General features: G+C 70.9%; 19 protein-coding genes and 1 tRNA gene. 9 read left to right on the top strand and 11 right to left on the bottom strand.

Features of this window, described 5'->3' with window-relative positions; genetic code table 11:
• The first annotated feature begins 177 nt into the window (after positions 1-177).
• Entirely contained in the window at positions 178-933 is a 756-nt protein-coding gene (gene fabG / locus SALPAC2_RS0111570) for a 3-oxoacyl-ACP reductase FabG (RefSeq protein WP_018216819.1), read from the top strand.
• Here the strand turns inward: fabG and SALPAC2_RS0111565 are convergent.
• Both SALPAC2_RS0111565 and SALPAC2_RS0111560 read right to left on the bottom strand, forming a co-directional pair.
• A complete protein-coding gene (locus SALPAC2_RS0111565) occupies positions 906-1,445 on the bottom strand; it encodes a hypothetical protein (protein ID WP_018216818.1) in 540 nt (179 codons plus the stop codon). The two genes, fabG and SALPAC2_RS0111565, sit on opposite strands and share 28 nt — an antisense overlap.
• Entirely contained in the window at positions 1,438-1,854 is a 417-nt protein-coding gene (locus tag SALPAC2_RS0111560; protein WP_018216817.1) for a hypothetical protein, read from the bottom strand. Before SALPAC2_RS0111560 ends, SALPAC2_RS0111565 begins: the two co-directional genes overlap by 8 nt.
• 105 nt (positions 1,855-1,959) lie before the next feature.
• On the opposite strand from SALPAC2_RS0111560, the gene SALPAC2_RS0111555 reads away from it, so the two are divergent.
• From SALPAC2_RS0111555 to SALPAC2_RS0111545, 3 genes are all read left to right on the top strand, one after another.
• A complete protein-coding gene (locus SALPAC2_RS0111555) occupies positions 1,960-2,865 on the top strand; it encodes a Gfo/Idh/MocA family protein (RefSeq protein ID WP_018216816.1) in 906 nt (301 codons plus the stop codon).
• Positions 2,866-3,203: 338 nt separating this feature from the next.
• On the top strand, positions 3,204-3,998 hold the full coding sequence (gene erm / locus SALPAC2_RS0111550) for an ErmE/ErmH/ErmO/ErmR family 23S rRNA (adenine(2058)-N(6))-methyltransferase (RefSeq protein WP_018216815.1): 795 nt from the start codon (positions 3,204-3,206) through the stop codon (positions 3,996-3,998).
• Positions 3,999-4,038: 40 nt separating this feature from the next.
• Positions 4,039-5,295, top strand: a complete 1,257-nt coding sequence (locus SALPAC2_RS0111545; RefSeq protein ID WP_018216814.1) for an erythromycin esterase family protein — start codon at positions 4,039-4,041, stop codon at positions 5,293-5,295.
• 95 nt (positions 5,296-5,390) lie between these two features.
• On the opposite strand, the gene SALPAC2_RS0111540 is transcribed toward SALPAC2_RS0111545, so the two are convergent.
• Positions 5,391-7,598 carry an MMPL family transporter gene (locus SALPAC2_RS0111540; RefSeq protein WP_018216813.1) on the bottom strand — a complete coding sequence of 736 codons (2,208 nt, stop codon included), beginning with the start codon at positions 7,596-7,598 and terminating at the stop codon, positions 5,391-5,393.
• Between the two features lie 32 nt (positions 7,599-7,630).
• The gene (locus SALPAC2_RS0111535; RefSeq protein WP_018216812.1) at positions 7,631-8,179 is read right to left on the bottom strand and encodes a TetR/AcrR family transcriptional regulator; all 549 of its coding nucleotides are present in this window, start codon (positions 8,177-8,179) and stop codon (positions 7,631-7,633) included.
• Between the two features lie 232 nt (positions 8,180-8,411).
• On the opposite strand from SALPAC2_RS0111535, the gene SALPAC2_RS0111530 reads away from it, so the two are divergent.
• The gene (locus SALPAC2_RS0111530; RefSeq protein WP_085981297.1) at positions 8,412-9,371 is read left to right on the top strand and encodes a non-homologous end-joining DNA ligase LigD; all 960 of its coding nucleotides are present in this window, start codon (positions 8,412-8,414) and stop codon (positions 9,369-9,371) included.
• 20 nt (positions 9,372-9,391) lie between these two features.
• Here the strand turns inward: SALPAC2_RS0111530 and SALPAC2_RS0111525 are convergent, their stop codons facing one another.
• Complete coding sequence (locus SALPAC2_RS0111525) at positions 9,392-10,126, bottom strand: alpha/beta fold hydrolase (RefSeq protein ID WP_018216810.1); 735 nt, start codon at positions 10,124-10,126, stop codon at positions 9,392-9,394.
• A 77-nt stretch (positions 10,127-10,203) separates the two neighbouring features.
• Between SALPAC2_RS0111525 and SALPAC2_RS0111520 the strand changes: the two genes are divergently transcribed.
• Positions 10,204-11,166 (top strand): helix-turn-helix transcriptional regulator, encoded by a 963-nt coding sequence (locus SALPAC2_RS0111520; RefSeq protein ID WP_018216809.1) that lies wholly within the window; start codon positions 10,204-10,206, stop codon positions 11,164-11,166.
• A gap of 67 nt (positions 11,167-11,233) precedes the next feature.
• On the opposite strand, the gene SALPAC2_RS0111515 is transcribed toward SALPAC2_RS0111520, so the two are convergent.
• From SALPAC2_RS0111515 to SALPAC2_RS0111490, 6 genes are all read right to left on the bottom strand, one after another.
• Positions 11,234-12,220: a serine hydrolase domain-containing protein gene (locus tag SALPAC2_RS0111515; protein ID WP_018216808.1), complete on the bottom strand. Its 987-nt coding sequence runs from the start codon at positions 12,218-12,220 to the stop codon at positions 11,234-11,236.
• A gap of 148 nt (positions 12,221-12,368) precedes the next feature.
• The gene (locus SALPAC2_RS27865) at positions 12,369-12,950 is read right to left on the bottom strand and encodes a hypothetical protein (RefSeq protein WP_018216807.1); all 582 of its coding nucleotides are present in this window, start codon (positions 12,948-12,950) and stop codon (positions 12,369-12,371) included.
• Between the two features lie 542 nt (positions 12,951-13,492).
• Positions 13,493-13,564: transfer RNA gene (locus SALPAC2_RS0111505), tRNA-Arg, on the bottom strand.
• A gap of 95 nt (positions 13,565-13,659) precedes the next feature.
• Entirely contained in the window at positions 13,660-14,352 is a 693-nt protein-coding gene (locus tag SALPAC2_RS0111500) for a winged helix-turn-helix domain-containing protein (RefSeq protein WP_033661890.1), read from the bottom strand.
• A gap of 181 nt (positions 14,353-14,533) precedes the next feature.
• A complete protein-coding gene (locus tag SALPAC2_RS0111495; protein ID WP_018216805.1) occupies positions 14,534-15,199 on the bottom strand; it encodes a DUF305 domain-containing protein in 666 nt (221 codons plus the stop codon).
• 13 nt (positions 15,200-15,212) lie between these two features.
• Positions 15,213-16,034, bottom strand: a complete 822-nt coding sequence (locus tag SALPAC2_RS0111490; protein ID WP_026184642.1) for a DUF3105 domain-containing protein — start codon at positions 16,032-16,034, stop codon at positions 15,213-15,215.
• Between the two features lie 100 nt (positions 16,035-16,134).
• Between SALPAC2_RS0111490 and argS the strand changes: the two genes are divergently transcribed.
• Genes argS through SALPAC2_RS0111475 form a run of 3 tightly spaced genes read left to right on the top strand, consistent with a single transcriptional unit; the run spans position 16,135 to position 20,592 of the window.
• The gene (gene argS, locus SALPAC2_RS0111485) at positions 16,135-17,799 is read left to right on the top strand and encodes an arginine--tRNA ligase (protein ID WP_018216802.1); all 1,665 of its coding nucleotides are present in this window, start codon (positions 16,135-16,137) and stop codon (positions 17,797-17,799) included.
• 58 nt (positions 17,800-17,857) lie between these two features.
• The gene (gene lysA / locus SALPAC2_RS0111480; protein ID WP_018216801.1) at positions 17,858-19,270 is read left to right on the top strand and encodes a diaminopimelate decarboxylase; all 1,413 of its coding nucleotides are present in this window, start codon (positions 17,858-17,860) and stop codon (positions 19,268-19,270) included.
• Positions 19,271-19,278: 8 nt separating this feature from the next.
• A complete protein-coding gene (locus tag SALPAC2_RS0111475) occupies positions 19,279-20,592 on the top strand; it encodes a homoserine dehydrogenase (RefSeq protein ID WP_026184641.1) in 1,314 nt (437 codons plus the stop codon).
• The last annotated feature ends 2 nt before the right edge of the window (positions 20,593-20,594 follow it).

The following is a 20,594-nucleotide window of genomic DNA, read 5'->3' as shown; positions in this document are numbered from 1 at the left end:
GTCAGCCAGGGCCGCTCGCCGGCTTCTCCCCTCGGCAGCCCGACCAGGATCGGCACGCCCACCGCGGCGCCGCGGACAACCGATCGAGCACCTGAGCGCGACCGCTTCCTGGGCGGGCAACGAGTCGACCCGAGTGGGCTAAGCTCCTCGGATCGATCGACGTTACTGGGAGGTAGCATGTCGGAGCAGCGGGTCGCGATCGTGACCGGCGCGGCGCGGGGCATCGGAGCGGCCACCGCCCGACGGTTGGCCGCCGACGGGTTGGCCGTAGCGGTGGTGGACATCGACAAGTCCGCGACCGATGCGACCGTCGCCGCCATCGCCGAGGCGGGTGGACGGGCGCTCGGCGTCGGTGCGGACGTGTCGGACCGGGCCCAGGTGGAGGCGGCCGTCGAGCGGGTCGCCGCCGAGCTCGGTGCCCCCACCGTCCTGGTGAACAACGCCGGTGTGCTGCGGGACAATCTGCTGTTCAAGATGTCCGACGCGGACTGGGACACGGTGCTGGGCGTGCACCTGCGGGGTGCTTTCCTGTTCAGCCAGGCCACCCAGCAGCACATGGTCGAGCAGCGGTGGGGCCGGATCGTCAACCTCTCCAGCACCTCCGCGCTCGGTAACCGGGGGCAGGCGAACTACGCCGCGGCCAAGGCCGGTCTGCAGGGCTTCACGAAGACCCTCGCGATCGAGTTGGGCCCGTTCGGGGTGACGGTCAACGCCGTCGCTCCGGGTTTCATCGTCACCGACATGACCGCGGCGACCGCCGCCCGCATGAAGGTCGACTTCGAGGCGCTGCAGAAACACGCGGAGGCGGAGATCCCGGTCCGCCGGGTGGGCCGCCCGGAGGACATCGCGCACACCATCTCGTTCCTGGCCAGCGCGGGCGCGTCCTTCCTCTCCGGGCAGGTCCTCTACGTCGCCGGCGGGCCGAAGGACTGATCCGGCGCGACCCGGGACGGCCTCGACCGGCTGGCCGCGGCCAGGTCGAGGTCGTGGCGGGTACGCCAGAGCCAGAGCAGCCCGAGCACCGGCAGCACCAGCGGGATGTAGCCGTACCCGCTGCCGAAGCCGGACCAGACCGTCTCGTCCGGGAACAACTCCGGCCGGGCCCGGCTGACCGCGCCGACACCCACCACCCCGACCAACTCGACCGTGCAGCAGGCCAGTGCGATCAGGCGGCCGGTGCGACCGGCCCGGCCCAGCCCCACCGCCGCCACGATGTAGACCGCGGCGGCGAGGGCGGAGAGGAGGTACGCCATCGGCGCCGCCTCGAACCGGGTGGCGATCTGGAGGCCGGCCCGGCTGGTGGCGGCGATGGCGAAGAGCAGGTAGACCGCGATCAGGAGGCGACCGGGGCCGGAATTGGTCCGGGTCCGATCGGCGGGCGGGCGCCCGGCGGGTTGCGGGCGCTCGGCAGGTCCCGGGCGCTCGGTGGGTTGCGGGTCAGCCACCGAGCACCGTCCAGGTCTGCTGGAGTCGGACCAGAACCACCGGGGTGACCAGGCAGATCGTGCAGACGATGGCCGACCCCCACCGGGTGGGTTCCATTCGGGCCAGCACCCAGGCCAGCGGGGGTAGGCAGACCAGGGTGGCCAGGTAGCCGAAGAAGGATCCCGGCTCGTCCGGCCGCTGGCCCCCGCCGAGGGCGACCAGGGTGACTACGGTGAGCACGAGCAGCGCCGCTTCCAGCACGGCCAGGCCGGCGAACTGCGCCCGGTCCGGGGCGCGGTGCCGCAGCGTCGCCACGAGCGCCCAACCCGCGATGAGGAGGGAGAGCGCGATCGGGACGGCGGCGAGGAGCCCGTCGACTGGGAGGTCGCCAGCAGCGCTGGTGGTCGCGCTCGCTTCGGTCACCGGCACACTCTACTAATCCGGGTAGTACACCTTCCGGCGGTGTCCTTGCCCCGCCGGATAGCGTTGGCTGCGACACCGCGGTGGGCCGCGGCGCCGACTGGTTGGAGGTTCGTGGTGCGGTTTGGGTTGTTCGGTACCGGGCACTGGGCGGGCGAGACGCACGGAGCGGGCCTGGCCGCCCATCCCCGTACGGAATTGGTCGGTGTCTGGGGGCGGGACCCGGTCAAGGCCGCCGCGCTCGCCGAGCGGTACGGCGTGCCGGCGTTCGACGACGCCGACGCGCTGATCGAGGCGTGCGAGGCCGTGGCGATCGCCCTGCCACCAGATGTGCAGGTCGAGCTGGCGACCCGGGCCGCCGCGGCGGGACGGCACCTTTTACTCGACAAGCCGCTCGCGTTGACCCTCGCCGACGCCGACCGTCTGGTCGCCACGGCCCAGGCTGCCAACGTCGCCTCGCTGGTCTTCTTCACCCAGCGCTATCACCAGAACGTCACCAACTTCCTCGCCGCCACCGCCGCGGACGGCGGCTGGCAGCACGCCGAGGCGACCCTCTTCGCCTCGATCTTCCAGCCGGGCAGCCCGTACGCGGGCTCTGCCTGGCGGCGTGAGCACGGCGGGCTCTGGGACATCGGTCCGCACGCGCTGTCCCTGGTCCTGCCGGTCATGGGGCGAGTCACCCGGGTCGCGGCGATGGGTGGCCCCCGGGGTCTGGTGCACCTGCTGCTCACCCACGACAACGGCGCTACCAGCAGGCTGTCGCTCACCCTGGACGCTCCCAGCGGAGCGGTCCGTCAGGACGTCGTCTTCTACGGCGACAGCGGCATCGAGACCGCTCCCCACGGCAACGGCACCCTGGCCGGGGCGTTCGGGACGGCGATCGACCAGCTCCTGGCGGAGATCGACTCGGGGACCCGGGATCACCGCCTCGACGTCCGGTTCGGTCGTGAGGTGGTGGCCATCCTGGCCGCGGCGGAGACGGCCCGCACCGAGGCCCGCACTGTTGAGGTGCCCGCGTAGCCGCCTAGCACGTCCCGACCGGCGCCGGTACGGCGATGATCTGCACCTGCGTCGGTAGGGCGAAAATCTGTCGTGCGCGGCGACCGGGGCGACTACAGTCCGGGCCATGTTCGCGTACCCCCTGACTGAGTGGGCTGCCGTGCCGGCCGCCCACGGGCCGCTGTTGGTGGCCCGTCCGCGCGTTCGGCGTCCGGCCCCGGCCGGCGCCCGCCGCGCCTGACCAACCGCGCACCGCGCGCCCGCGCCGAGGGCCGTCCGAGTCCCGATCCATTCGGACAGGCCCCGATTCCGGCTGCCTGTCCAGCGTCGCCACCGGGCGACAGACAGGACGACGATCCATGGCGCCCCGCCGTACCCAGGTAACCGAACGTGACCGGTCCCGTCGCGTACTCTCCCAGAATTTTCTCGTTGATCCGGCCGCGATCAGCCGGCTGACCCGGGCCGCCCAGCCCGACCTGGACCGCCTTCTGCTGGAGGTGGGTGCCGGGCATGGCCAGTTGACCCGGCTGCTCGCCGCCCGCAGCCGTCGCCTCATCGCCTACGAGGTAGACCCGGTCGCCGCTGCCGAGCTGCTCCGAAGCTGCGCGGGTCTGCCCACTGTGACCTGTCGGCAGGCCGACTTCCTGACCGCCCCGGCCCCGCGGGCACCCTTCGATGTGGTCGGCAACATTCCGTGGTCACTGACCTCCGCCGTGGTCCGCTGGTGCCTGGCCGCGCCGGGCCTACGCGCGGCCACCCTGCTCACCCAACTCGAGTACGCCCGCAAGCGCAGCGGTGACTACGGGCGGTGGACGCGGTTGACCGTGCGCAGCTGGCCGGAGTTCAGCTGGCGGCTGGCCGGGCGGGTGCCCAGAACGGCGTTCCGTCCGATCCCGCGGGTGGACGCCGGCATCCTGCGCATCGAGCGCCGCCGGGAGCCGCTGCTGCCGGTGGCGGCGCTGCCCGCGTACCGCCGGATGGTGGAGTTGGGCTTCGACGGCGTCGGCGGCTCGCTCGCGGCGTCGCTGGCCCGCCACCACCCGCGGGCGCGGCTGGCGGCGGCACTGCGCGCGACCCGACTCGATCCGGCGACCCCGGTCGGTCAGGTCTGGCCGGAGCAGTGGCTGGTGCTGTTCCGCCTGCTGGGGGCTTAGCGCATGTTTGCCCACCCGGTGGGCAGGGTAGCCGCCCGGCATGCTGGTGCGGCGGCTCGGCGCCCCGAGTGATTTCGACCCGTTGCTGGAGCGCGCCCGGGACGCCCGGATCGTGATGCTCGGGGAGGCGACCCACGGCAGCCATGACTACTACCGGCTGCGCGGGGAGCTGACCCGGCGGTTGATCGCCGAGGGTGGCTTCTCGTTCGTCGCGGTGGAGGGGGACTGGCCGGACTGCGACCGGGTGCACCGCTCGGTCACGGCCGCCCCCGACGCCGCCGTCGAACCGCAGGCCGCCCTCGAACGGTTCGAACGGTGGCCCACCTGGATGTGGGCGAACGCGGAGGTGGCCCGCTTCTGCCGCTGGCTGCGGGGGTGGAACGGGCAACGGCCCGAGCCGGAACGGGTCGGTTTCCACGGGCTGGACGTCTACAGCTTGTGGGAGTCGATGCAGGCCATCTTCGACTACCTGGGGGAGGAGGCGCCGGGGGCGCTGGACGCCGCGCAGGACGCCTACCGGTGCTTCGAGCCGTACGGACGGCGGATCGAGGAGTACGGCGCAGCGAGCCGGTTCGTCTCCGCGCGCTGTGAGGACGAGGTGGTCTGCCTGCTGGCGCGGATTCGGGAACACGCGGCGACCGACGGTGCGGGCGCCTTCTCGGCCTGGCAGAACGCGGAGGTCGTCTCCGGCGCGGAGCGGTACTACCGGGCGATGATCGGCGGTGGGCCGGAGTCGTGGAACATCCGGGACCACCACATGGCCGACACGCTGGACCGGCTGCTGGAGCGCTACGGCCCGGAGGCACGTGGGGTGGTGTGGGCCCACAACACCCACGTCGGGGACGCGCGGGCAACCGACATGGTCGCCGACGGCATGGTGAGCCTCGGCCAGCTGGCCCGGGAGCGGCACAGCCGGGACGATGTCGTCCTGGTCGGGTTCGGTAGCCATCGGGGCACGGTGGTCGCCGCGCCGCAGTGGGGCTCGCCGGCCGAGAAGATGAACGTTCCGCCGGCCCGGGAGGGGTCGGTGGAACGGCGGCTACACGAGCTGCTGCCGGAACAGGCAGTGCTGGTCTTCGGCGGCGCCGACCAGCCCGGCTGGGTGACCGAGCCGCTGGACCACCGGGCGATCGGGGTGGTCTACAACCCCTCGCTCGAGTCCTGGGGTAACTATCAGCCGACCCGGCTGGGGGAGCGGTACGACGGGTTCGTCTGGTGCGACGAGGCGACCGCGCTGGACCCGCTCCCCGCCCGGGGCACCCGCGGCGAGTTGGAGACGTACCCGGCCGGGGTGTAGCGGGCCCGCCAGGGGGAGGCCCGGGTCCACGTACAGCGGGAGGGGCCCCTGCTCCGGCACGTCACGCGTACCGGAGCAGGGGCCCCTCGCCAACCTCAGGTGCGGGCGGGCTCCTGCTCCGCCAGGTGGTTCCGCAGTCCTTCACCCTCCACGTCCACGTTGGGCAGGACCCGGTTCAGCCAGCGCGGCAGCCACCAACCGGCGTCGCCGAGCAGCGACATGACCGCCGGCACGATCGTCATCCGGACCACGAACGCGTCGATGGCGACGCCGACCGCCAGCGCGAAGCCCATCGACTTGATGATCGGGTCCTCCATGAAGATGAAGCCACCGAAGACGGAGATCATGATGAGTGCGGCCGCGGTGACCACCCGAGCACCGTGACCCATCCCGTTGATGGTGGCCTGCCGGGCGGTGTCGCCGTGGATGAAGTCCTCCCGCATCCGGGAGACGAGGAAGACCTCGTAGTCCATCGCCAGTCCGAAGAGGATACCGATGAGCAGGATCGGCAGGAAGCTGATCAGCGGCCCCGGTGTGTCCAGACCGACCAGGTCGGCGAGGTGGCCCTGCTGGAAGACCGCGACGGTGAGTCCGAAGGTGGCCGCCACGGTGAGCAGGAAGCCCAGCGCGGCCTTCACCGGCACCAGCAGCGAGCGGAACACCAGCATCAACAGCACGATCGACAGCCCGACGACCAGGAGTAGATAGATCGGCAGGGCGTCGGCGAGTTTCTCCGAGACGTCGATACCGATCGCGGTTACCCCGGTGAGCAGCACGTCGGCCCCCTGGATGCCGCCGACCGAGCCGCGGATGTCGTCCACCACCTGCTCGGTCGCCGGGTCGGTGGGACCGGTCTCCGGGATCACGCCGAGCAGGGCGGTCCGCCCGTCCGGACTCAGCTGCGGTGGCGTCACGGCCAGGACGTTGTTGGTGTCCTGAACCAGGGCCGCGACCTGGGGTACGGCTGCCGCCGTCGCCTGCGGGCTGTCCCCGGCCACCACGATCGCCAGGCGACCGGTGAAGCCCGGTCCGAAGCCCTCGCTGATCAGGTCGTTGGAGACCCGGGCCGGTGAGCCGACCGGTGCGGTCCCCTGGTCCGGGAGGGCCAGCCGCATGTCGGAGGTGGGTAGCGCGAGCGCGCCCAGCCCGAGCAGGGCGACCAGGATCACCGGCACCCGGAACCGGATGACCAGCCGGGCCCAGCGGAAGCCGAAGGTGGAGCGGTCCTCGGCCGACGCGGCCGGTTCGGGTGCGTCCGTCTTCGACTCGGTCGGGGTGGACCGGTACTGGTGCCGTTGCTTGCGGCGGAGCACCCGGCGGCCGGCGAAACCGAGCAGCGCCGGCTGCAGGGTGAGGGCGACCAGCACGGCGACGACGACCGTTCCGGCGGCGGCCAGACCCATCACGGTCAGGAACGGGATGTCTACCACTGCCAGTCCGGCGAGCGCGATGACCACGGTGGCGCCGGCGAAGAGCACAGCCGAGCCGGCGGTGCCGACCGCCCGGCCGACCGCCTCGTCCGGCGGCAGGCCTTCGAGCAGGTTCTGCCGGTAGCGGGAGGTGATGAAGAGCGAGTAGTCGATGCCGACCGCGAGACCGAGCATCAGGGCGAGGATCGGCGCGGTGCTGGTCAACTCGACCGTGCCGCTGAGCGCGTAGAGACCGGCCATACCGACGCCGACCCCGATCAGCGCGTTCAGCATGGTCATTCCCGCCGCTACCAGCGAGCCGAAGGTGATGACCAGGACGATCGCCGCGACGGCGACGCCGATCGCCTCGGAGGAGCCGGCCTTCGGCTCGGCGTTGAGTACCTCACCGCCGGGGGCGACCTGCCAGCCCTGCGCCTTGGCTGCGGCGCCGACCTGCTCGTACGCCTCCCGCTCCTCGTCGGTGACCTTGTCCGCGCCCTCGGCGAACTGGACCTGGATCAGCCCGTACTCGCCGTCGGGGCTGATGGCCTGGGCCGTGGCTGGGTCCACCGCGTTGAGCACGCCGGGCAGTGTCGCGGCCTCCTGGGTGACCTCAATGGCCACCGCCTGGCCCTGCGGCGTGCCGAGCAGGCCCGGCTGTGGGGCTTTGAGCGCGATCGTGCCGGTGGCGCCGCTGGCCGCCGGGAACTGCTCCTCGAGCAGATCCCGCGCCTGCTGCGACTCGGTGCCGGGCATGCTGAAGTCGCTCGCCGTCGGGCCGCGCAGGTTCAGGGCCGCCAGGCCGAGACCGACGAGCACGACTAGCCAGATCGCGGCGACGAGGCGTCGTCTGCGCATCGCGCCGCGGCCGAGCCGGTAGAGCAGGGTCGACATGAGTCGATATCCTCCGTCGTTATTGGTTGGGGTCAGTTGACCGGTTCGAGTGCCCGGCGGACCAGTGCGAGCAGCGCCGGACGTAGTTCCGCCTCGGGGAGGTCGATGAATTCGCCGCACGTCTCGGCGATGCCGGCGAGGATCACCAGCGCCGCGACCCGGGCAGCCGGGTGGTCGGAATGTCCGGCGAAGGCGCGGGCGAGCCGATCCGGGATGTGTTGTAGGTGGCTGAAGGGGGGTTGCTGGAACAGGCCGGGGAACTCGCCGCGGAGGAACGCGGTCTCGCGGCGGAACTGGACGGCCAGGTCGACGAAGCCCTCGGCCGCGACCCGTTGCGCCTCCGCCGGGCTGCTTGCGGCGGCGATGCGCTCGTCGAGCTCCCGTAGCTGATCGATCGGCCGGGCTACCAACTCGGCAAGAATGGCCCTCTTGTCGGCGAAGTGGTAGAGCACCGCCGCCTTCGAGCAGCCCACGTCTGCCGCGATCTCCTGCAACGACGTGCCCCGGTAGCCGGATTGCGCAAACCGTCGCCCCGCCGCTGCGAGAATATCGTCGTGCCGCTCGGGCGCTGCCCGTGTCATGTCGGTCCCACCTCCTCGAACAGCATGCCTGACCGATCGGTCAGATGCCCGGCTGATGTGGAATCCAGTGGCGTTCGCCACACCCAGGTAGGTCCGTTTGGCCGTGTCGAGGGAACTTTGGGCGATGCTCTGGCGGTGGCCCCCGCCCGGTGCCGGAGCGCGGCTGGCCGACGTGTTCGCGTTGACGGCCTGGTGTGTTGACCACCGCCTCAGCCGTCGGCAGGGTGACCAGATGGGCAAGGTCGAGGAGACCCGGGACGGGGTGGCGCTGACCAACCTGGGGCAGCCGCTGTTCGACGGTGCGGGCGCGACAAAGCGCGACCTGGTGAACTACCTGGACATGATGCGCGACCGAATCCTGCCGCACCTGCGGGAACGGCCGCTGTCGGTCATCCGGGTACGCCCCGGGCAGCCCCCGTTCATGCAGAAGAACCTGCCGAAGTACACCCCGGACTGGGTTCCCCGTACGGGGGTGTGGGCGGCAGCGTCGCACCGCGAGATCTCGTACGCCCTCTGCGGCGACCGACGTACGTTGCTCTGGCTCGCCAACCAGCGGGCGGTGGAGTTCCACCCCACCCTCGCCACGGTCGCCGCCCTGCAGTGCCCGACCCACCTCGTGCTTGACCTGGACCCGCCGGAGGGCGCCCCGTTCGAGGTGGCGGTGGCCGCGGCCCTTTTGGTCCGCCGGGCTCTCGCCGGCGCCGGGCTTGCCGGTGCGGCGAAGACCAGTGGTGCCAAGGGGGTGCACGTGTTCGTGCCGGTGACGGCGGAGGCGACGGCCGAGGAGCTGGCCGCCGCCACCCGAGCGCTCGCGCTTCGGGCCGCACGCCTCGACCCGGAACTGGCGACGACCGCCTTCATCCGGGAGGACCGGAGTGGGAAGGTCTTCATCGACTCCACCCGCGCTGGTGGGGCGACGGTGGTGTCCGCCTATAGCCCGCGGCTACGGCCCGGCGTGCCGGTTTCGTTCCCGGTGCCCTGGGACCTCCTGCCGGCGGTCACGCCCACCGATTTCACGATTCAGACCGCGCCCGCCCTGGTCGCCGCGGCGGACCCGTGGGCGGACGGGATGCCCCCGGCGCAACGGCTCCCCGCCGACCTGATCGCCGAGGGGCACACCATCCCGGTGGCTCGGGTGCAGGCGATGCAGGAGGGGAAGCGCCGGGCCCGTGCCCGGCGGGTTGCCGGCTGAGTGCGTCCATCGCTCCGCGGTCAGCTGACGGCCAGATCGAGGACGTCGGCGAGTTCAGCCGGGGCAGACAACATCGGCCAGTGCCCCGTGTGCAGGTCGAACCGGCGCCACGGCGGCTGGCAGAGGGACGCCAGGGCCGGTACCCCGGCGTTCAACAACTCCCGGAAGTCGTTGCACGTGACCAGGACGCGGTCGACGTCGTGGCGGGGTTCGGCCGGGCCGGCGAGCCGCTGCTCGTAGGTCCCGAAAGGTTGGGCGGTGGCACGGGCCCGCAGCAGCTCCCGTTCGTTCTGGTCGAGTCCGTCGAGGCTGCTGGACATCCCCAGGACCTCAAAGGGGGGCATCGGAAGTCGCCAACCCCCGCCATCCGTTGCGACCTGGTGGCGCAGCTGGTCGGCAGCCTCCGGTGGCATGAGGTCGAGCATGCACATGCCAGTGGCGAACGGAGCGCTGTCCACGTACACCACCCGCTGCAGCCGTTCATCGAGTTGTGCAGCCGCTCCGGTGACGGGAGCACCGGCGTAGCTGTGGGCGACCAGGGTGATGTCGTGCAGGTCACTTCGCTGGACGAAGTCGATTATGTCGGCGATGTGGGTCTCCAGGTTCGTCGCCGGAGTGCCCCGGTCGGCGTACTCGCCGAGGCCGGTCAGCGTCAGCGGAAGCGCCGTGTGCCCGCGCCCAGTCAGCGCGTGGGCGGTGTCTTGCCAAGCCCAGGCGCCGAGCCATGCGCCGGGAACGAGTACGAAGGTAGCCATGTGATCTCCCTGACTTGAGGTGTCGTAAGAGTAGGATCAATACAGGACAGCTTCCGTCCGGATATGGTAAGTGACCTATGTCTCATCCGCTGACCCGTGTCCTGACCCTGCTCGAGCTCCTGCAGTCGCACCCGCGGCTTACTGGTCGGGAGCTGGCCGATCGGCTCGGCACCGACGTTCGAACCGTCCGTCGCTACGCCGCCCACCTGCGCGATCTCGGGATTCCGGTAGCGGCCGAACGGGGCCGTCACGGCGGCTACTGCCTGGCCCGCGGCTATCGGATGCCGCCCCTAGTCCTCACCAACGACGAGGCCCTCGCCGTTGTCGTGGGACTGCTCGCCGCGGAGCGGCTGGGCATGAGCATGACCACCCCGGCGCACTCGGGTGCCCTGGCCAAGATCGAACGGGTCCTTCCGCGCGGCCTGCGGGAACCGCTGGCTGCCATCCGGGAGACCCTCTCCTTCACGACGAACACGGTGACCGCACAGGCACCCGAGACGGGCGTGCTGCTGGCCCTGGCCCAGGCGTCGCGCGCCCGCACCGCGGTCCGCATGAGCTACCGGTCCTGGCGACAGGAGCAGACCGAACGCGACCTCGACCCGTACGGTGTCGTCTTCCATCGCGGCCGCTGGTATGTGGTCGGACGCGACCACCAGTACGACAGCCCAAGAACCTTCCGTATCGACCGGATCGCTGCGCTTGCCACTGGTACGCGAACCTTCACGGTCCCGGACGGCTTCGACCCCGTCACCCACCTGACGTCGGCGCTGGCCCGTGTTCCGTACCGCTGGGACGTCGAAGTTCTCATCCACGGGCCGCTGGACGAGGTCGCCCGCCGACTGCCGCGCTCCGCCGTGACGCTTGCGGCGGATGCCGCCGGTGTCGTGCTGCACGCGCGGGCCGAGCGCCTGGACGGCATGGCCCGCCTGCTGGCCGCACTGGAGTGGCCCTTCACCATCCGCCGGCCCGACGAGTTACGGCCGGCGCTGAGGGACCTGGCTGACCAGCTCACGGCAGCCGCAGACCGGGGTGCCGAATAGGCTGTCGTAGCGGGAGGGCGCGACCGGCGTCGTGTTGCCGCCGGCATCGCCCGGCGGTCCTGGGGCCTTAAGCCACCGCGGGAAGGATGACCTGTTCCAGCACCGTGAGCGGGGTCCGCCACTGGTCGGGGTCGTCGTAGTTGCCGGCGGTGACGGCTACGGTGAGGTCCAGTTCGGGCAGGACGAACAGGCGCTGGCCGCCGTTTCCCATGCCGGCCACCAGCCGATGGCCCTGGATGGATTCGATGTACCACTGGTAGCCGTACTGCCCGCCCCAGGTGGTGTGCAGGCGCGGCTGGAGCATCGTGCGGATCAATTCGGCGGGGACGATCCGCTGACCGTCCCAGGTTCCCTCGGCCAGCACCAGCTCACCGAGCCGGGCCAGGTCGCGCGGCGCGAGTCGCAGCCCGGACGCTGCGGAGGCCACTCCGTCCGCGCCGGTCATCCACTCGAAGCTGCCGATGCCCAACGGCGCGAACAGCACGGCCTGCGCGTACTGCGGCAGCGACTGCCCGGTGCCGCCGGCGATCAGCCGGCCGAGCAGAGCCGTGGCACCGCCGCAGTAGGTCCATCGGGTGCCGGGCGGCTCGACGACCGGCCGCCCCAGGATGTACCGGTATCGGTCCGGCGCCAGCTCCATCGCGATCTCGGCGTTGGCCGGGCTGTCGTACGGGAGGTCTTCGCGCCATTCCAGGCCCAACGACATCGTCAGCGCGTGCTCGACGGTGAGCCGGGCCCGCCGGGGGTCGGCCGCCAGGTCGGGGTACTGCGGGAACCACGGCAGGAGCGGCTCCGCTGGCGGCGGGACCAGTCCTTCGCCGAGCGCGATGCCGTACAACAGGACGGTCACGCTCTTGGTGACGGATCGGATGTCGTGCAGGACCCCGGGCCCGAACTCGACGACGCCCAGTGAGTCGCCCCAGACGAAATCTTCGCCGGCCTGGTAGTACTCCAGCACGGTTTGACCACCGCGAACCGACGCGACGGCGTGCAGACCGCCGACCTGCCCAGCTTGGAGTATCTGGTCGAGACGGGCACGCAACTGCGTCGTCATGGACCCTCCGAGGGGGGCGAGGTCGGCCAGCGGGACAGCATGCTCGTTATAGCGGAACTTCCGCTTCTGGAGCGACCCGGTCGGAAGGAAATCCAGCCCGGCCCGCGGCGGGTGCCCCGGCGGGCGATCATGCCGGCGCGGCAAGTGTTCAGTGCTGGTTCCAGCTCAGGCCCCAGTACGCGAGGACCTTCCGCTGGTCGCCGGCGTAGCGGGCCGTGCCGCCGTCGCGTTGCCAGAAGGGGCAGCCCAGATGGATTGTCACCGCACGCTGTCCGGGGTAGCCGAACACGACGCTGCGCCGCAGAGACGGGATGTACATCAGGCAGGCGTCATCGTCTCCGGATGAGATCGCCAGCCCGTTGATGTAGTCGGTCAGCTCGGTGACGTCGCTGGTGTTGCGCCTGGTGCTGCCGAGGCTCCATGGTTCTGTCCCCAGCGTGGGGTAGCTGCACATCAGAACCTCGGTCGCCCCGGTGGGGACCATGACCTCCGGTGCGAACGGGGTGGCCGGCGGTACCGTTTCGTACCACTGCTCGGGACAGCGGACCGGCCCCGCATCGGTGTTCGCCACGGATGCGGCCTGCACCGGGCCCAGCTCGGGCCCCGGGTCGCCCGGTACCACTCCGGTGGCCAGCGCGAGACCGACGGCGACAGCAGCAGCCAGAAGGAGACCGCCCGCATGGCGACGCGCGCGGCCGGGAGTGGGACCCTGCGTTTGTTGGGTCTTCATCGGCATGTCTCCCTCTGCCCTTGCGCGGCATCGTACGCCGCGTTGCCCCTGCACTCCGACAAGTCGGTGGGCTGGGCCGCGTCAAGTCCTGCGACCCACCGCCCGGGTACCGCCGCCCCTGGCTTCGGCGACGAAACTCGGCCGGCACTGCGCACCGAATCGCGGACAGGGCCGAGTGGCCTGGGCAGTCGGTAGAGGTGTTGCCCAGGCGAACACCTCGCCCACACGGCGGGGATCCGGATGCCGAGGATGCACCCGCCCTCCGGAAAATGATCAGCCGCTCACGGCTCTGCCGAGAAGAGGTAGTTCTGGCGGCCGATGGGCAGTGGCGGCTTCAAAGCACCTTCCCCTAAAGATAGATAATCAGTGTCGATGCGGGGACTGGGCGTCACAGAAGGTAACCGGTCCGCCATGTGCTTCAGCTCCCGGTGCTGCCGACGCCACGGGCAAGGCCCCGGTCGTTTCGAGGTAGCGGCAGCCCGATCACAAAACAGAAGGGGCGGACGCCTTGGCGTCCGCCCCTGTCGCTCAAACGTTCTACGTGCCCCCGGCAGGATTCGAACCTGCGCTCCCGCCTCCGGAGGGCGGTGCTCTATCCCCTGAGCTACGGGGGCTCAGCGACCGGAGAAGAGTAGCAAACCCTTCCCGCGATCACCGAATCGGTACGCACGGATGCGCTCCAACCGCCCGCATCCGGCCGGGCCGGTGGTCACGCGGCGACGGCGCGACCGCAGCTGGGCAGCGGGTGTAGCGCGATGCGGCGGGGTAGCCGACGTGGCCACTCATTGCGGGGCCACGAGCCGTCCACGATCAGGTGGACGGTGCGTTGCTCCGCTCCGCTGAGTCGGAGTACGAAGTCGCGGGGGAGCGGCGGGTCCACCGACGGCGTAGTGACCATGAATTGGACCCGTCCCCGAGACGAAACCGCGGAGATGATGTCCGCCGCTGGCATCGTGCCGCGGAGCCGGATCCGGCCGATCCAGTGCACGTCGGCCAGGTGCTCCTGAGCGGCCCGGATGATCGCCGGGTACTCGGTGCGTACCCAGCGCTCCACCGCGCCGACGCAGAGCCCGCAGGCGCGCTCGCGTGGCTCCCGGGGGCCGAGCCCCCATGCCCGCAGGTATGCCCCGACAGCGCCGTTGTCGAGCGGCAACCCGAACCGGTTCTGGATGATGGTGTGCAGGCCCTGCCGCGTCCAGAGCCCCTCCTCCAAGCCGAACGCGTCGGGGTAGCTGCCCCGCAAGGTGTCGATCAGCTCGAGTTCCTGTTCGCGGCTGAGCGCTCCTGGCTCGCTCTGCCGCACTCCGCGACGGACGGCCGCCACCGCCCCGTCACCGCCGATTGTGTGGCGCCGGCACCAGCTGGTGACCGAACGCCGTGCGTCTCTCAGTGCAACACCCACGTCTTACGCAACGAGCCCGAATCACAACTGGTCACGATATGTGCGGAGAAACTTCTCTTTGAGATGTATTCGCCCTAACCGGGAGTAACCCCGTGAATCGGACTTACCGCGTCCTCTGACCATGACAAACGACCCGCACCACCCGGTGGTGGTGCGGGTCGCGGACGGCCCGGCCGCCCGATCAGCCCTTGATGCGCTCGAGTGCGTTGCGCAGGTTGGTCAGATCTGTCTGCTGGGTGTTCTTCATCGTCTGCGCGGTCTGGACCACGTCCTGCTCGTCGCTCTGGTCGAGCAGCGCATCAACCATGTGGATGCCACCGATGTGGTGCGTGATCATGAGCTCGAGGAAGAGGACATCCAACTCCGTGCCCTGGGCCTCCCGGAGCTGGGTCATCTGCTCCGCGGTGGCCATCCCTGGCATCAGCCCGTCGCGGATCATCTCGGTGCCGTCCGGCAGCCACGCCATCCGGGGCTCCGAGCCGGTCGGGTCCAGCTCCCAGGACCGCAGCCAGCCCTGCATGATGCCGATGTCACCCTGCTGGCCGAGGGCGATGTCGTTACCGATCGTCTGGACCTCCCGGTCCGTGCCGTGCTTGAAGGCGATCAACCCCATCTCCACCGCCTGGGCGTGGTGGGTGGTCATGTCCCGCGCGAAGCCCGCCTCGGCGGAGGTATCCCCCGGTCGATTGAGGTCGGGGGTGAGTAGGCCGCCCGCGTAGCCGAGCAGGAGGCCGATCACGATGGCGATCGCCACCACCGCCGTGCCGAACTGGGCAGCGGGTCGACGGGCGCCCTCGGCGGGCGGAGCCCCGTCGGGCTTGTCTTCGAGGGTCGTGCGGGTGGACATCCCGGCTCCTTAACTACTGTGGCATCTGCGGGCCGAGATCCCGCGGTGTGGTGCCGACGGCGGTGACGCCCTGGGCGCAGAGGGCGGTGGGGCCCTCGATGGAGGCGTTGACCCTCAGCGTCTTGATGAAATCGTCGATCCGGCCGTCATCGGCGTTGTCGACCTTGAGCTGGTAGCCCCAGGCCTGGAGCGAGATCGGCTGGTCCAGGCCTTCGTACGGGCTGAGGAAGAGCTTCTCGTTGCCGCGTACCCGCTCGGCCAGCTTCTCGACCTGGCCGGCGTCGAGGTCCGGCTGGTAAGTGATCCACACCGCGCCGTGCTCCAGGCTGTGCACGGCGTGCTCGTTGGCGATCGGGGCGTCGTAGATGTCGCCCATGCAGTTCTGCCAGGCGTCGTTGTGTGGGCCGGCGACCGGGGGCAGGACGGAGTACTCGATCGAGCCCTGCTGGTGGTTGCCGCCCGCGACCAGCTCCGGGTCCTGCTCGCGGAAGTTGACGAGGTCGGCGATATCGTTCGCCCGCTCGTCCCACGGCTTGGAGCCCTGGAACGCCGCCCAGCCGCCGTAGCCGACGATCGCGACAGCGAGCACGCCGACGGCGACGAAGAGGGCGATCGGCCCCCAGTTGCGCTGCTGGCTCACCTTGACCGGAGTGATCGGCTTGCGTGGCTTCTTGCCGCCGCGCTGGCTGCCCACTGGTTTACCGGACCCCGGTCTGCCCCCCGCTGGCTTGCCGGATCCGGGCTTGCCGCTGGCCGGTCTGCCCCCGGCTGACTTCTTCGTGGTGCTGGCAACGGTCGGACGGCGCTCCGGGCCGCCCGGGGTGCTGATGCTCATCGTGCCTCGTCAGGTCGGTCGGTCGGGGGATCTGGCGGGCTGGGATCACATGCTGGGTCGCCGCCGCGGGGACTGAGTCTACCCCCGATAGCATGGTTCGGTGACTCCCGCAGAACTCGCCGAGGTCGTCCTCACCGCAGCCCACGCCGTCTTCACCGAGCGGGGCCTGGACCGCTCCACGCTCCCGGAGCAGACCGCGGTGGAGCGACCCCGCAACGTCGAGCACGGGGACTACGCCTCGACGCTGGCCCTGCAGCTCAGCAAGAAGGTGGGGGTCCCGCCGCGGGAGCTCGCCGCCGCGCTGGCCGAGCAGCTCGGCCGGGCCGTGGGGGTCAAGTCGGTGGAGATCGCCGGCCCGGGCTTCCTGAACATCCGCCTCGACGCGGCCGCCGCGGGCCAGCTGGCCCAGGTGATCGTCGAGACCGGCGCGGAGTACGGCCGCAGCGGCCGGCTCGCTGGTCAGTCGATCAACCTCGAGTTCGTGTCGGCCAATCCGACCGGCCCGGTGCACATCGGCGGCGTCCGGTGGGCGGCGGTCGGTGACGCGTTGAGCCGGTTGCTGCGCGCCACCGGGGCTGCCGTCGCCACCGAGTACTACTTCAACGACGCCGGTTCGCAGATCGACCGGTTCGCCCGCTCCCTGCTGGCCGCTGCGAAGGGGGAGCCGGCGCCGGAGGACGGGTACGCCGGCGCGTACCTCGCGGAGATCGCGCAGCAGGTCCAGTCCCGGCGGCCGGACGTGCTGGCGCTCGACGACGCCGCCGCCCAGGAGGTGTTCCGGGTCGAGGGCGTCGAGCTCATGTTCGCTGAGATCAAGTCGTCGCTGCGTGACTTCGGCGTGGAGTTCGACACCTACTTCAACGAGAAGGACCTGCACGACCGGGGCGAATTGGAACTCGCCCTGGCGCGGCTCCGGCAGCAGGGCCACATCTTCGAGGCCGACGGCGCCACCTGGCTGCGCACCACCGACTTCGGTGACGACAAGGACCGGGTACTGCGCAAGTCCGACGGCGAGTGGACGTACTTCGCCGCGGACTGCGCCTACTACCTGGACAAGCGGGAGCGCGGTTTCGAGCGGGTCGTGCTGATGCTCGGCGCGGATCACCACGGCTACCTGGGCCGGATGAAGGCGATGGTCGCCTGCTTCGGCGACGACCCGAGCCGCAACCTGGAGATCCTGATCGGGCAGATGGTCAACCTGGTCCGGGACGGGGCCCCGGTGCGGATGAGTAAGCGGGCCGGCACCGTGGTGAGCCTGGAGGATCTGGTCGACGCGGTCGGTGTGGACGCCGCCCGGTACGCCCTGGCGCGCTACTCCACCGACTCCCCGATCGACATCGACATCGAGCTGTGGACCCGGGCCAGCCGCGACAACCCGGTCTACTACGTGCAGTACGTGGCGGCGCGTACGGCGAATGTCGGGCGTAATGCCGCGGAGGTCGGGCTGGCCCGGGGCGGCTCGGCGGACTTCCACCCCGAGCTGCTCGACCATGACAAGGAAAACGAGCTGTTGAAGGCGCTGGCCGAGTTCCCGGCCGTGGTGGCCACCGCCGCCGAGCTACGGGAGCCGCACCGGATCGCCCGGTACCTGGAGGACCTGGCCGGGGCGTACCACCGCTTCTATGACAACTGCCGGGTGCTCCCCCGGGGCGACGAGGAGATCACCGACCTGCACCGCGCCCGGCTCTGGCTCAACGACGCCACCCGCGTGGTCATCGCCAACGGCCTGCGGCTGCTCGGCGTCGCGGCCCCAGAGCGGATGTGACATGCGAGCGCGAGGAGTGAGCTTGCGAGCCCCGCAGTCGGGAAGCGGAGATTAAGTAATGCGTGCACACGAGGCCGGTGCCCTGCATGGGGAGATCGGCAGCCAGGGGACGGCGTGGCTGCGTGCCCCACAGGACGTCAATGCCCTGCTGCCCGGGCTGTGGCCGCGCACCGTCAGCCGGGCGGCGGACGGTGCGCTCGCCGTCGCGGGTTGTTCGGTGCGGGAGCTCGCGGCCGAGTTCGGTACCGCGGTGTATCTCCTGGACGAGGAGGATCTGCGGAGCCGCTGCCGGGAATTCCGTGCCGCTTTCCCGACCGAGGATGTCTACTACGCCGGCAAGGCGTTCCTCTGCCGGGCGGTCGCCCGAATGGTCGCCGAGGAGGGGCTGTACCTGGACGTGTGCAGCGGTGGCGAGTTGGCTACCGCGCTGGCGGCCGGGGTGCCGGCGGAGCGGATCGGCTTCCACGGCAACAACAAGTCGACCGCCGAGTTGAGCCGGGCGCTGGAGGTCGGGGTGGGGCGGATCATCGTCGACTCATCCCACGAGATCGACCGGCTCACCGCGTTGGCCCGCGCGCGGGGCGTCCGCCCGCGGGTGCTGGTGCGGGTCACCGTCGGCGTGGAGGCGCACACCCACGAGTTCATCGCCACCGCGCACGAGGACCAGAAGTTCGGCTTCTCGCTGGCGGACGGTGCGGCGATCGCCGCCGCGCTGCGCATCCTCGACGAGGACGTGCTGGAGCTGCGCGGTCTGCACTCGCACATCGGGTCGCAGATCTTCGATGCGAGCGGGTTCGAGGTCTCCGCCCGCCGGGTGCTGGCGCTCCAGGCGCAGATCCGCGACGCGCGGGGGGTGCAGTTGCCGGAGCTGGACCTGGGCGGCGGGTTCGGCATCGCGTACACCTCGCAGGACGACCCGGCCACGCCGGCCGACTTGGCGAAGCGGCTACGCAAGATCGTTGACGGGGAGTGTGCCGCCGAGCGGCTGGCGGTGCCGCACCTGTCGATCGAGCCGGGCCGGGCGATCGTCGGCCCGGCCATGTTCACGCTCTACGAGGTGGGCACGGTCAAGTCGGTGCCGGTCGGAACCGGTGGCGACGCGACGGATGGGCGTCGTTGCTATGTGAGTGTTGACGGCGGCATGAGCGACAACATCCGGGCCGCGCTCTACGACGCGTCGTACTCGGCGACCCTGGCGTCCCGGGCGAGCGCCGCCGAGCCGGTGCTTGCCCGCGTTGTGGGAAAGCACTGTGAGTCCGGGGACATTGTGGTGAAGGATGAATTCCTGCCCGCGGACGTGCAGCCCGGAGATCTTGTCGCCGTGCCCGGCACGGGTGCGTACTGCCGGAGCATGGCCAGCAACTACAACCACGTGCCGCGCCCCCCGGTGGTCGCGGTGCGCGACGGCCGGGCTCGCCTGATCGTCCGCCGGGAGACCGAAGAGGACCTGCTCGCTTTGGATGTGGGATGACATCACCTGTGCGCGTGGCGCTGCTCGGCTGTGGCACGGTCGGCAGCGAGGTGGTTCGGCTGCTGCACTCGCAGTCCGCCGATCTCGCCGCCCGGATCGGCGCCCGGCTGGAGATCGCCGGCATCGCCGTACGGCGGATCGGCCGGGACCGGGGGGAGCTGCCGGTCGACCCGGCCGTCTTCACCGCTGACCCGTTCGACCTGGTCAAACGGGACGACATCGACGTGGTGGTCGAGTGCGTCGGCGGCATCGAACCGGCCCGGAGTTGGCTGGTGGAGGCGCTGCGGGCGGGTAAGAGCGTGGTAACCGCGAACAAGGCGCTGCTCGCCGAGGACGGCGGGGCGCTGCACGACGCGGCGGCGCAGGGCGGGGGCGACCTCTACTACGAGGCGGCGGTGGCCGGTGCGATTCCGCTGCTGCGCCCGCTGCGGGAGTCGCTGCACGGGGACCGGGTCACCCAGGTGACCGGCATCGTCAACGGCACCACCAACTTCATCCTCTCCGCCATGGACACCACCGGCGCTGGCTTCGCCGAGGCGTTGGCCGAGGCGACCGATCTGGGGTACGCCGAGGCTGACCCGACGGCCGACGTGGAGGGCTTCGACGCGGCGGCCAAGGCGGCGATCCTCGCCTCACTGGCATTCCACACCCGGGTCGGTGCGGCGGATGTGCACCGGGAGGGCATCACCGAGGTCACCGCCGCCGATGTCGCCAGTGCCAAGGCGATGGGCTGCACCATCAAGCTGCTCTGCATCGCGGCCCGGGGCACCGCGGCGGATGGCCGGGAGACCGTCAGCGTACGGGTGCATCCGGCGATGATTCCGCTCTCCCATCCCCTCGCCAGCGTGGGGGACGCCTTCAACGCGGTGTTCGTGGAGGCCGAGGCGGCGGGGCAGCTGATGTTCTACGGGCCGGGTGCGGGTGGGGCGCCGACCGCCAGCGCGGTGCTCGGCGACGTGGTGGCGGTCTCCCGTAACCGGCTCGCCGGGGTCCGGGCGGCCAGTGAGTCCGCCTACGCCGACCTGCCGGTGCGGCCGATGGGGGAGGCGCTCACCCGGTACCACATCAGCCTCGACGTGACCGACCGCCCCGGCGTGTTGGCGGCGGTGGCGGGCGTGTTCGCGGAGCACGGTGTATCGATCGCAACCGTTCGGCAGGGCGCCGCGGGCAGCGGCGTGGCCGGCCGGGACGAGGATGCCGACCTAGTCATCGTCACCCATGTCGCGCCGGACGCCGCACTCGCCGCGACGGTCCAGGCGTTGCGCGGGCTGGACGCGGTCCGGTCGGTGGCCAGCGTGCTGCGGGTCGAGGGAAGCGCATAGCT

This window comes from Salinispora vitiensis (assembly GCF_000378825.1).
In the GTDB taxonomy this organism is placed as follows: Bacteria; Actinomycetota; Actinomycetes; order Mycobacteriales; family Micromonosporaceae; genus Micromonospora; species Micromonospora vitiensis.
The sequence above is the reverse complement of the archived record's forward strand: the minus strand, read 5'-3'. Positions and strand labels throughout refer to the sequence as shown.